Genomic DNA, 11,788 nt, shown 5'->3' on the forward strand with positions numbered 1-11,788 from the left:
TGGTGTAAAATAAGTGTTGTGATAAGATGAATTTATGGAAAATATTACTGAGCAACAAGAAGATAATTTAAGATTCTGTCAATCAACCTGTTAGAGATGCCAACTTAGATATTTTTATTTTGCATAATTTAACCCTATTTCATTTTTCATTACTTTTGTTGGACAACTAAATTACGTTATTCAAATAGTTTAACAACATATACCAACTAGAAAGGAAAATTCTCAAATTGTCCTACAAATTTCTATTTTTTGACCTCGACCACACTCTTCTTGATTTTGATGCTGCTGAGGATGTGGCTTTAACGCAACTTCTAAAAGAAGAAGGGGTTACAGATATTCAGGCTTATAAAAACTATTACGTTCCCATGAACAAGGCTCTCTGGAAGGACTTGGAGCAAAAGAAAATCAGTAAACAAGAGCTGGTTAACACGCGCTTTTCTCGTTTATTTGCTCATTTTGGACAGGAAAAAGACGGTAGTTTTCTAGCCCAGCGTTACCAATTTTACCTTGCCCAGCAGGGGCAAACTTTTTCAGGCGCTCATGAACTTTTGGACAGTCTCATCGAGCGAGATTATGAGCTGTATGCTGCGACAAATGGTATTACTGCCATTCAGACAGGGCGCTTGGCTCAATCTGGTCTAGCATCTTATTTCAATCAAGTCTTTATCTCTGAACAATTGCAAACACAAAAGCCTGATGCTCTCTTTTATGAAAAAATCGGTCAACATATTGCAGGTTTTAGCAAAGAAAAGACGCTGATGATTGGAGATTCCCTAACCGCCGACATTCAAGGCGGCAATAATGCGGGGATTGACACTATCTGGTACAACCCTCATCGTGTTGAAAATCACACACAAGCCCAGCCGACTTACGAAGTCCATTCTTACCAAGACTTGCTGGATTGCTTAGATAAACTGTAAAAAGTGGTTTAGATAGCCACTTTTTGCTATAATAGAGTCAGTAAAAACGAAGGAGTCGGCTATGGAACACTCGTCTTGGCATGCTTTGATTAAGGCGCAATTACCTGAAGGTTATTTTGGAAAAATTAATCAGTTTATGGAGCAGGTTTATGCTCAGGGGACTGTTTATCCACCCAAGGAAAAGGTTTTTCAGTCTCTCTTGACAACACCGCTTGAAGAAGTTAAGGTGGTGATTCTAGGGCAAGATCCCTATCACGGGCCAGGTCAAGCGCAGGGCTTGAGTTTTTCTGTACCGGACTCTATCCCAGCTCCGCCATCCTTGCAAAATATCTTGAAAGAATTGTCAGATGACATCGGGGTTAAGAAATCCCATGATTTGACAGCATGGGCTGAGCAAGGAGTCTTACTTCTTAATGCATGTCTGACTGTTCCTGCTGGACAAGCCAATGGTCATGCTGGTCAGATATGGGAGCCATTTACAGATGCTGTGATTCAGGTGGTCAATCATCTAGATAGACCAGTCGTTTTTGTACTCTGGGGAGCTTATGCACGTAAGAAGAAGGCCTTAGTTACCAATCCTCATCACTTGATTATCGAATCAGCCCATCCCAGTCCTTTGTCAGTTTATAGAGGATTTTGGGGTTCCAAGCCTTTTTCCAAGGCCAATGCATTCTTAAAAGAGACAGGACAAGAGCCAATCGATTGGCTTAGATAAGGAGAAAATATGCCTCAGTTAGCGACAATTTGCTACATTGATAACGGGAAGGAACTGCTCATGCTCCACCGTAATAAGAAACCTAATGATGTTCATGAAGGGAAATGGATTGGTGTGGGTGGTAAGCTAGAGCGAGGAGAGACACCTCAGGAATGCGCGGCGCGTGAAATCCTTGAGGAAACAGGGCTCAAAGCCAAGCCAGTTCTAAAAGGTGTCATCACTTTTCCTGAATTTACACCAGATTTAGACTGGTACACCTATGTTTTTAAGGTGACAGAGTTTGAGGGTGACTTGATTGATTGCAACGAGGGGACGCTGGAATGGGTTCCTTATGATGAGGTTTTGAGCAAGCCGACTTGGGAAGGTGACCATACCTTTGTTGAGTGGCTTTTAGAGGACAAACCCTTCTTTTCAGCTAAGTTTGTTTATGATGGGGATAAATTGTTGGATACCCAAGTTGATTTCTATGAATAAAGGAGAAAGCAGATGCTACTAATCAAAAATGGTCGTGTAATGGATCCCAAGTCTGGTTTGGATCAAGTGTGTGATGTCTTAGCCCAAGATGGGAAAATTATCAAAATTGCACCTGAGATTAAAGAAGAAGGAGCAGAGATGATTGATGCTACAGGTCTTGTAGTTGCTCCTGGCTTGGTCGATATTCATGTTCATTTCCGTGAACCTGGTCAAACTCATAAGGAAGATATTCACACAGGTGCCCTTGCAGCCGCTGCAGGTGGTTTTACAACTGTCGTCATGATGGCTAATACTAGTCCAACCATTTCAGACGTGGAGACTTTGCAAGAAGTTCTCCAGTCAGCTGCCAAAGAGAAGATTAATGTTAAGACGGTTGCGACCATTACTAAAAATTTTAATGGGCAAGATTTGACTGACTTTAAAGCACTCTTAGAAGCTGGAGCAGTTGGATTTTCAGATGATGGCATTCCACTCGAAAGTAGTAAAGTTGTCAAGGAAGCCATGGAGGAAGCTAAAAAGCTTAATACTTTTATTAGCCTTCATGAAGAAGATCCAGGATTGAATGGGATTCTTGGCTTTAATGAAAATATTGCTAAAGAGCATTTCCATATCTGCGGTGCAACTGGGGTGGCTGAGTATGCTATGATGGCGCGTGATGTTATGATTGCCTATGCAACTAAGGCTCATGTTCACATCCAGCATTTGTCTAAGGAAGAAAGTGTTAAAGTAGTGGAGTTTGCTCAAGGATTGGGAGCGCAAGTCACAGCAGAAGTAGCGCCACAGCATTTTTCTAAGACCGAAGCGCTCCTTTTGACACAAGGAAGCAATGCCAAGATGAATCCACCGCTTCGTTTGGAATCAGACCGTCGTGCTGTTATCGAAGGTCTCAAGTCAGGCGTCATCACAGTTATCGCGACTGACCACGCGCCTCACCATGCAGATGAGAAAAATGTCGAAGATATTACCAAAGCGCCATCTGGCATGACTGGCTTAGAAACATCTCTATCTCTTGGCTTGACCTATTTGGTGGAAACTGGTGAGTTGAGCTTGATGGAATTACTTGAAAAAATGACATACAACCCAGCCAAGCTTTACAGCTTTGAAGCAGGTTACTTGGCTGAGAATGGTCCAGCGGACATCACTATTTTTGATGCTAAGGCTGACCGCCTTGTGGACTCCCATTTTGCTTCCAAAGCAGCTAATTCACCATTCATCGGTGAAACCTTAAAAGGGCAGGTTAAATATACCATCTGTAAGGGACAAATTGTCTATCAAAACTAGGTGATAGTCTGCTCTGTAAACAAAAAGAATAAAGAGCTTATATGTACCAGACCCATCATTTTAAAGACAAGTTTATCTTATTTTTAAAGATATTTTTTCCTATCCTGATTTATCAATTTGCCAATTATTCTGCCTCCTTTGTTGATACGACTATGACAGGCCAATACAATACCATGGATTTAGCTGGTGTGTCTATGGCAACCAGTATCTGGAATCCTTTCTTTACATTCCTGACAGGGATTGTATCAGCCCTGGTGCCCATCATTGGTCACCATCTTGGTCGAGGCAAAAAGGAAGAGGTTGCGTCTGATTTTTACCAGTTCATCTATCTGGCCTTGGGTCTATCTGTGCTCTTGCTGGGGATGGTACTTTTCTTGTCACCACCAATCTTGAATCATATTGGACTAGAAGCACCAGTGGCGGCAGTAGCGGTTCGCTATCTCTGGTTTTTATCTATCGGGATTATCCCCTTGTTGCTCTTTAGTGTTATACGCTCCTTGCTGGATTCGCTGGGCTTGACCAAACTGTCCATGTACCTCATGCTTTTGTTACTTCCCTTGAATAGTGGATTTAACTATCTCTTGATTTACGGGGCCTTTGGAGTTCCAGAGCTGGGAGGGGCTGGTGCAGGTTTAGGTACTTCCTTGGCCTACTGGGTCTTGTTGGGAATTTCTGTTCTGGTTTTGTTTAAACAGGAGAAGCTCAAAGCCTTACACCTTGAGAAACGCATTCCGCTTAATATGGATAAAATCAAGGAAGGAGTTCGCTTAGGTTTGCCTATTGGGGGAACTGTCTTTGCGGAAGTGGCCATCTTTTCCGTGGTTGGTTTAATTATGGCTAAGTTCTCGTCCTTGATTATCGCTAGTCACCAGTCAGCCATGAACTTTTCAAGTCTTATGTACGCCTTTCCTATGAGTATATCATCGGCTATGGCTATTGTCGTTTCCTATGAAGTGGGAGCCAAGCGATTTGATGATGCGAAAACCTATATTGGTCTAGGAAGATGGACTGCCCTCATTTTTGCGGCCTTTACCTTATCTTTCCTTTACATTTTTAGGGGAAATGTGGCCAGTCTTTATGGGAACGACTCAGAATTTATCGATTTGACAGCGCGTTTTTTGACTTACAGCCTTTTCTTCCAGTTAGCAGATACCTTTGCGGCACCGCTTCAGGGAATTTTACGAGGTTATAAGGATACCGTTATTCCTTTTTACCTTGGTTTGGTTGGCTATTTGGGTGTAGCAATCCCAGTGGCTATGCTATTTGATTCCCTAACAGATTTTGGAGCTTATTCTTACTGGATCGGCTTGATTATTAGTCTAATTGTGAGTGGGGTTCTTTACCGTTGGCGTTTAACTGTGATTATGAAGAGATTTGAATCTTTAGCAAAATCCAAACGATAAAAAGTTTGTGAAAAAATATTCTTGACAAGAAAATCCCTTGTTATCATTGGGTTTTCTTTTTTATTTTGTGAAATTTTCTTTAGAAAAACTTTGACAGTATTTTCCAAAAACGGTAAAATAGTAAGGTAAGAAGAAAGTTAGAAAGGCAAGAAGATGTCAACTTTAGATAAAAATCTTTTGCTAGAAATGTTCCGTAAGATGGAAGAAATTCGTCGCATGGACTTAAAAATTGCACAATTAGTAAAGAAAGGGAAAGTGCCAGGAATGACGCACTTTTCTGTTGGAGAAGAGGCAGCTAACGTGGGTGCTATGTTGGCTCTCAATCCAGATGATTTGATCACATCAAACCACCGTGGTCACGGACAAGCTATTGCCAAAGGAATTGACCTCAACGGGATGATGGCTGAAATCCTTGGTAAATACACTGGAACCTGTAAAGGTAAAGGTGGTTCTATGCATATTGCCGACCTTGATGCTGGTAACCTTGGTGCCAATGGTATCGTAGGTGGTGGTATGGGAATCGCTGTCGGTGCAGCTCTTAGTCAGCAAATGCAAAATACCGGAAAAATCGTTGTCTGCTTCTTTGGAGATGGTGCGACCAATGAAGGTGTTTTCCACGAAGCAGTAAACATGGCTTCTATCTGGAACCTGCCAGTCATTTTCTATTGCATTAATAACGGTTATGGAATCTCTGCGGATATCAAGAAAATGACCAATGTGGAGCATATCCATCAACGTAGCGCTGCTTATGGAATTCCTGGAATGTTTATCGAAGATGGAAACAATGTCATCGATGTCTATGAAGGATTTAAGAAAGCTGTAGATCATGTTCGTGGTGGCAATGGTCCAGTCTTGATTGAAAGTGTAACTTATCGCTGGCTTGGTCACTCATCATCTGACCCTGGTAAATATCGTACGCGTGAAGAAGTGGAATTGTGGAAACAAAAAGACCCGATCGAAAACCTCCGCAATTACTTTATTGAAAATAACATTGCAAGTGCCGAAGAATTGGAAGAAATCCAAGCGCAAGTAAAGGAAGCCGTAGAAGCTTCTGTTAAATTTGCGGAAGAAAGTCCATTCCCACCACTTGAATCAGCATTTGAAGATATTTACGCAGACTAAGGAGAAAGAGATAAAATGGAAACAAAAACAATGTCCTTCCGTGACACCATTATCCTTGCTATGTCTGAGGAAATGCGTCGCGATGAAAATATATTCTTGATGGGAGAAGACGTCGGTGTCTTTGGAGGAGACTTCGGTACTTCTGTTGGAATGCTTGAAGAATTTGGTCCAGAACGTGTTCGTGATTGTCCAATTTCTGAAGCTGCCATTTCAGGTGCAGCAGCCGGAGCAGCCATGACAGGCCTTCGACCAATCGTCGATATGACCTTCATGGATTTCTCGGTTATTGCCATGGACAATATCGTCAACCAAGCTGCGAAAACACGTTACATGTTTGGTGGTAAAGGTCAGGTTCCAATGACCGTTCGATGCGCTGCTGGTAACGGAGTTGGTTCTGCAGCCCAGCACTCGCAATCACTAGAGTCTTGGTTTACTCACATTCCTGGACTTAAGGTTGTAGCACCTGGAACACCTGCGGACATGAAAGGACTGCTTAAGTCTTCTATCCGTGATAATAACCCTGTTATTATTCTTGAGTACAAGTCAGAATTTAACCAAAAAGGGGAAGTGCCAGTTGATCCAGACTACACGATCCCACTTGGAGTTGGGGAAATCAAACGCCAAGGTACGGATGTAACAGTTGTTACTTATGGAAAAATGCTTCGCCGTGTGGTTCAAGCTGCTGAAGAATTAGCAGAAGAAGGAATTTCTGTTGAAATTGTGGACCCACGTACCCTTGTTCCGCTTGATAAGGACATCATCATTAACTCAGTTAAGAAGACTGGTAAGGTTGTTCTGGTCAATGATGCCCATAAAACAAGTGGTTATATCGGAGAGATTTCAGCTATTATTTCAGAATCAGAAGCATTTGACTATCTAGATGCACCAATCCGCCGTTGTGCAGGAGAAGATGTGCCGATGCCTTATGCACAAAACCTAGAAAATGCAATGATTCCAACAGTTGAAAGCATCAAAGATGCCATCCGTAAAACTTATAACAAAGAATAAATTTACATAATATAAGTTATGTAAAATAATGCTTGCTTTTAACTTTAGTAACTTGAGATATGTAATGTACCCAAGTTATTTCTAAAGTTGCGACAGGAGAGAGTCGAATCGATGTTATTCGACGAACGACTTAGTAAGTCTACAAGGTTGACCGCCTGATAGCGGCAACCGTAGTAACTTGAGACACGTTTCGTATCCAAGTGATTTGAAGAGTTGCGACATGAGTGAGTCGAATCGATGTTATTCGACGAACGACTTAGTAAGTCTACTAGGTTGACCGCCTAATAGCGGCAACCGTAGCAACTTGAGATACGTGTTGTATCCAAGTTGCTTGTAGAGTTGAATTCGGACGGAGGTCTGCGAAAAAAAGATAGATTTCCTTGTGTTCATCGAACACATCGTCAATCTCCTATTTTTTCATTGCCCTCTTAGTCCTTAATATCTTATATTCGAACACGGGCTAAAAGCTCGGAAAAAAGATAAATCTCCTTGACTTCATCGAAGTTAGCGTTGATTTCCTATTTTTCGGTCGCTTTTAAACGCCCTTAGTATCATTTAATTGAACTCGGGCTGAAGTCTGTGTGAAAAAGATAAACTTTCCTAGAAACTAAATTTTCTTCGTCAAGTTTCCTATTTTCACTTTGACTTTTGACGCCCTTAGTATCTTATAATAGAATTGGAGAGGTCATGGCTGATGACAAGCTAAGAGCGACTCCTGCGGCTAGAAAGTTAGCGGATGATTTAGGGATCAACCTCTACGACGTTTCTGGCTCAGGTGCAAACGGTCGTGTCCACAAAGAAGACGTGGAAACTTATAAAGACACAAACGTGGTTCGCATTTCGCCACTTGCAAAACGAATTGCCCTCGAACATAACATTGCTTGGCAGGAAATCCAAGGAACTGGTCATCGTGGTAAAATCATGAAGAAGGATGTTTTGGCCTTGCTTCCTGAAAATATTGAAAACGACACCATCAAGTCTCCTGCTCAGATTGAAAAAGTGGAAGAAGTTCCTGATAACGTAACACCATACGGTGAAATTGAACGTATTCCAATGACACCAATGCGTAAGGTTATTGCCCAACGTATGATTGAATCTTACCTAACTGCTCCAACCTTCACGCTTAACTATGAAGTTGATATGACTGAAATGTTGTCTCTTCGTAAGAAGGTTCTTGAGCCAATCATGGAAGCAACTGGGAAGAAGACTACTGTAACAGACCTCCTTTCACTTGCTGTTGTGAAAACCTTGATGAAGCATCCTTATATCAATGCTTCATTGACAGAAGATGGCAAGACTATTATCACTCACAACTATGTCAATCTTGCCATGGCAGTTGGGATGGATAATGGATTGATGACACCTGTTGTTTACAATGCTGAGAAGATGAGTCTTTCAGAACTGGTTGTAGCCTTCAAGGATGTCATTGGTCGTACCTTGGACGGTAAATTGGCTCCAAGTGAACTTCAAAATTCAACATTCACAATCAGTAATTTGGGAATGTTTGGCGTTCAGTCCTTTGGTCCGATCATCAACCAACCAAACTCAGCTATTCTTGGTGTGAGCTCGACGATTGAGAAGCCTGTTGTTGTCAATGGTGAAATTGTGATTCGCCCAATCATGAGTCTTGGTTTAACAATTGACCACCGTGTCGTAGATGGTATGGCTGGTGCTAAGTTTATGAAAGACTTGAAAGAATTGATTGAAAATCCAATCTCAATGTTGATTTAAGAGCAAGAGTATTCATTTTTAAGATATAGATAAAGGAAGGAAGACATGGCCTTAGAAGTAATTATGCCAAAAGCCGGCGTGGATATGACAGAAGGACAAATCGTCCAATGGAATAAAAAAGTCGGAGAATTTGTAAAAGAAGGAGAAATCCTTTTGGAAATCATGACTGACAAAGTCAGCATGGAATTGGAAGCAGAAGAAGACGGTTACTTGATCGCTATCCTCAAAGGAGATGGTGAAACTGTCCCTGTAACGGAAGTTATCGGTTACCTTGGTGAAGAAGGGGAAAATATCCCAACAGCTGGAGCAGCAGCGCCAGAAGCTAGCCCTGCACCTGCAGCAAGTGCCTCAAACGATGATGGTAAGAGCGATGATGCTTTTGATATCGTTGTGATTGGTGGAGGTCCTGCTGGTTATGTTGCAGCCATTAAAGCTGCCCAACTCGGTGGTAAGGTTGCCCTTGTTGAGAAATCTGAACTTGGTGGAACCTGCTTGAACCGTGGTTGTATTCCAACCAAGACCTATCTTCACAACGCTGAAATCATCGAAAACATCGGTCATGCTGCAAACCGTGGTATCGTAATCGAAAATCCAAACTTCACTGTAGATATGGACAAACTCCTTGAAACTAAGTCTAAGGTTGTCAATACCCTTGTCGGTGGTGTTGCAGGTCTTCTTCGTAGTTATGGTGTAGCAGTACATAAGGGTATTGGTACCATTACTAAAGACAAGAATGTCTTGGTAAATGGTTCTGAATTGCTTGAAACCAAGAAAATCATCCTTGCCGGTGGTTCAAAAGTCAGCAAGATCAACGTCCCTGGTATGGAATCTCCACTTGTGATGACCAGTGACGATATTCTTGAAATGAATGAAGTGCCAGAAAGCCTTGTTATCATCGGTGGTGGAGTTGTCGGTATAGAACTCGGTCAGGCCTTCATGACATTTGGCTCAAAAGTAACTGTTATCGAAATGATGGACCGTATCGTCCCAGCTATGGACGCTGAAGTTTCTAAGAACCTTCGCTTGATTCTTGAACGTAAAGGTATGACCATCTTGACTGGTACTAAACTTCAAGAAATCATCGAGGAAAATGGTCAACTTCGTATCAAGGTTGAAGGAAAAGACGATATCATCGCAAGCAAAGCTCTTCTTTCAATCGGTCGTGTGCCAGACCTTGAAGGTATTGGCGAAGTTGAGTTTGAATTGGATCGTGGACGCATCAAGGTCAACGAATACATGGAAACTTCTGTTCCAGGTATTTACGCACCAGGTGACATCAACGGTACGAAGATGTTGGCTCACGCAGCTTTCCGTATGGGTGAAGTTGCCGCAGAAAATGCTCTTAAAGGAAATCATGCTGTTGCCAAATTGAATTTGACTCCAGCAGCTATCTACACTCTTCCTGAAGTAGCAGCAGTAGGTTTGACAGAAGAACAAGCCCGTGAGAAATACGATGTTGCCATTGGTAAGTTCAACTTTGCTGCTAACGGTCGTGCTATTGCATCGGATGCTGCTCAAGGTTTCGTAAAAGTCATTGCAGATAAGAAATACGGAGAAATCCTTGGTGTCCATATCATCGGTCCTGCAGCTGCAGAATTGATCAACGAAGCGTCAAGCATTATCGAAATGGAAATCACTGTTGAAGAAATGCTGAAGACTATCCACGGACACCCAACCTACTCTGAAGTGATGTACGAAGCATTTGCGGATGTTCTAGGAATGGCTATCCATTCACCTAAGAAAAAATAAAAGAAAGATAGAATAGACTGGAAAATATTTTTCCAGTCTCTATCGTATAAAGGGATATCATGAAATATATTATCAATCATTCAAACGACACTGCCTTTAATATCGCCTTGGAAGAATACGCCTTTAAACACCTTTTGGATGAGGATCAAATCTTCCTACTTTGGATTAACAAGCCATCTATCATTGTTGGTCGCCACCAGAATACCATCGAAGAAATCAACCGTGATTATGTTCGAGAAAATGGCATTGAGGTGGTTCGCCGTATCAGCGGTGGTGGAGCTGTTTATCACGATCTAAACAACCTCAACTATACGATTATCTCAAAAGAGGATGAAAACAAGGCTTTTGACTTCAAGAGCTTCTCAACTCCGGTCATCAATACCCTGGCTCAACTTGGGGTTAAAGCTGAGTTCACAGGTCGTAATGACCTTGAGATTGATGGTAAGAAGTTCTGTGGCAATGCCCAAGCCTATATTAACGGCCGTATCATGCACCACGGTTGCTTGCTCTTTGACGTTGATTTGTCAGTCCTTGCTAACGCCCTTAAGGTTTCAAAAGATAAATTTGAATCAAAAGGTGTGAAATCTGTTCGTGCTCGTGTGACCAATATTATCAATGAACTACCAGAAAAAATCACAGTCGAAGAATTCCGTGACTTACTCTTGGAATACATGAAAAAAGAGTATCCAGAGATGACAGAATACGTTTTTTCTGAGGAAGAATTGGCTGAAATTAACCGTATCAAAGATACTAAGTTTGGTACTTGGGACTGGAACTACGGTAAATCACCGGAATTTAACGTCCGTCGTGGAACCAAATTCACCAGTGGTAAGGTTGAAGTCTTTGCTAATGTCGTCGAATCAAAAATCCAAGATATCAAGATTTATGGGGATTTCTTTGGTATCGAAGACGTTGCTGCAGTAGAAGATGTCCTTCGTGGCGTTAAATACGAACGCGAAGATGTCCTTAAAGTCCTAGAAACTATTGACATCACAAGATACTTCGCTGGTATTAGCCGTGAAGAAATCGCTGAAGCGGTAGTAGAGTAAAGAAAAGCTATTTATTAGTCATTGTGGGTTGCAGAAAAGATATTATCTGGATAGGACAAGTCTTAAAACCTGCTGAACGAGAATCAAAAAGAACTCACTTCCAATGCTTAATAAAAAAACTCGGAAGTTTGTTCTGAGTCAACTAAATACGACTATTTGCAATTGAATATAGAGATGAGAAGGTCAGTAGTAGATTATCTGTAAGGTGACACAGACATGAGTTGTTTTTGATTTCTTCTTGCTATAAATATCCCAAAAGACTATTATCTCTTATAGTTGAACGATACCTCAAAAGTTAGATAGAGAAAATCTAATTTTTGGGGTATTTTATAATTT

10 protein-coding genes are annotated in these 11,788 nt (G+C 41.6%); all 10 read left to right on the forward strand.

Translation table 11 applies throughout. The annotated features are described in order from the left end of the window. The first annotated feature begins 227 nt into the window (after positions 1-227). The 10 genes from pynA to SK608_RS05300 all read left to right on the forward strand — a co-directional run bounded on the left by pynA (position 228) and on the right by SK608_RS05300 (position 11,452). Positions 228-920 carry a pyrimidine 5'-nucleotidase PynA gene (pynA, locus tag SK608_RS05255; RefSeq protein WP_033677113.1) on the forward strand — a complete coding sequence of 231 codons (693 nt, stop codon included), beginning with the start codon at positions 228-230 and terminating at the stop codon, positions 918-920. 61 nt (positions 921-981) lie between these two features. Then, positions 982-1,635 carry a uracil-DNA glycosylase gene (locus tag SK608_RS05260; RefSeq protein WP_033677116.1) on the forward strand — a complete coding sequence of 218 codons (654 nt, stop codon included), beginning with the start codon at positions 982-984 and terminating at the stop codon, positions 1,633-1,635. Between the two features lie 9 nt (positions 1,636-1,644). Continuing rightward, positions 1,645-2,109 carry an NUDIX hydrolase gene (locus tag SK608_RS05265; protein WP_001135768.1) on the forward strand — a complete coding sequence of 155 codons (465 nt, stop codon included), beginning with the start codon at positions 1,645-1,647 and terminating at the stop codon, positions 2,107-2,109. A gap of 12 nt (positions 2,110-2,121) precedes the next feature. Beyond that, on the forward strand, positions 2,122-3,390 hold the full coding sequence (locus SK608_RS05270) for a dihydroorotase (RefSeq protein ID WP_033677118.1): 1,269 nt from the start codon (positions 2,122-2,124) through the stop codon (positions 3,388-3,390). A gap of 41 nt (positions 3,391-3,431) precedes the next feature. Further along, the gene (gene pdrM / locus SK608_RS05275) at positions 3,432-4,793 is read left to right on the forward strand and encodes a sodium-coupled multidrug efflux MATE transporter PdrM (protein ID WP_033677122.1); all 1,362 of its coding nucleotides are present in this window, start codon (positions 3,432-3,434) and stop codon (positions 4,791-4,793) included. Positions 4,794-4,946: 153 nt separating this feature from the next. Next, positions 4,947-5,915, forward strand: a complete 969-nt coding sequence (locus SK608_RS05280; RefSeq protein WP_000105369.1) for a thiamine pyrophosphate-dependent dehydrogenase E1 component subunit alpha — start codon at positions 4,947-4,949, stop codon at positions 5,913-5,915. A gap of 15 nt (positions 5,916-5,930) precedes the next feature. Then, positions 5,931-6,923: an alpha-ketoacid dehydrogenase subunit beta gene (locus SK608_RS05285; protein WP_000448702.1), complete on the forward strand. Its 993-nt coding sequence runs from the start codon at positions 5,931-5,933 to the stop codon at positions 6,921-6,923. A gap of 687 nt (positions 6,924-7,610) precedes the next feature. Further along, positions 7,611-8,654 (forward strand): dihydrolipoamide acetyltransferase, encoded by a 1,044-nt coding sequence (locus SK608_RS05290; protein WP_033677128.1) that lies wholly within the window; start codon positions 7,611-7,613, stop codon positions 8,652-8,654. A gap of 45 nt (positions 8,655-8,699) precedes the next feature. Beyond that, positions 8,700-10,403, forward strand: a complete 1,704-nt coding sequence (lpdA, locus tag SK608_RS05295) for a dihydrolipoyl dehydrogenase (protein ID WP_033677130.1) — start codon at positions 8,700-8,702, stop codon at positions 10,401-10,403. Between the two features lie 59 nt (positions 10,404-10,462). Then, entirely contained in the window at positions 10,463-11,452 is a 990-nt protein-coding gene (locus SK608_RS05300) for a lipoate--protein ligase (protein ID WP_033677133.1), read from the forward strand. The last annotated feature ends 336 nt before the right edge of the window (positions 11,453-11,788 follow it).

This window comes from Streptococcus mitis subsp. hohhotensis (assembly GCF_000722775.1).
Taxonomy (GTDB): domain Bacteria; phylum Bacillota; class Bacilli; order Lactobacillales; family Streptococcaceae; genus Streptococcus; species Streptococcus carlssonii.

Coding starts and splice junctions, on each gene's coding strand:
- SK608_RS05260 (WP_033677116.1), top strand. CDS start 982: ATGGAACACTCGTCTTGGCATGCTTTGATTAAGGCGCAATTACCTGAA.
- SK608_RS05265 (WP_001135768.1), top strand. CDS start 1,645: ATGCCTCAGTTAGCGACAATTTGCTACATTGATAACGGGAAGGAACTG.
- SK608_RS05270 (WP_033677118.1), top strand. CDS start 2,122: ATGCTACTAATCAAAAATGGTCGTGTAATGGATCCCAAGTCTGGTTTG.
- pdrM (WP_033677122.1), top strand. CDS start 3,432: ATGTACCAGACCCATCATTTTAAAGACAAGTTTATCTTATTTTTAAAG.
- SK608_RS05280 (WP_000105369.1), top strand. CDS start 4,947: ATGTCAACTTTAGATAAAAATCTTTTGCTAGAAATGTTCCGTAAGATG.
- SK608_RS05285 (WP_000448702.1), top strand. CDS start 5,931: ATGGAAACAAAAACAATGTCCTTCCGTGACACCATTATCCTTGCTATG.
- SK608_RS05290 (WP_033677128.1), top strand. CDS start 7,611: ATGGCTGATGACAAGCTAAGAGCGACTCCTGCGGCTAGAAAGTTAGCG.
- lpdA (WP_033677130.1), top strand. CDS start 8,700: ATGGCCTTAGAAGTAATTATGCCAAAAGCCGGCGTGGATATGACAGAA.
- SK608_RS05300 (WP_033677133.1), top strand. CDS start 10,463: ATGAAATATATTATCAATCATTCAAACGACACTGCCTTTAATATCGCC.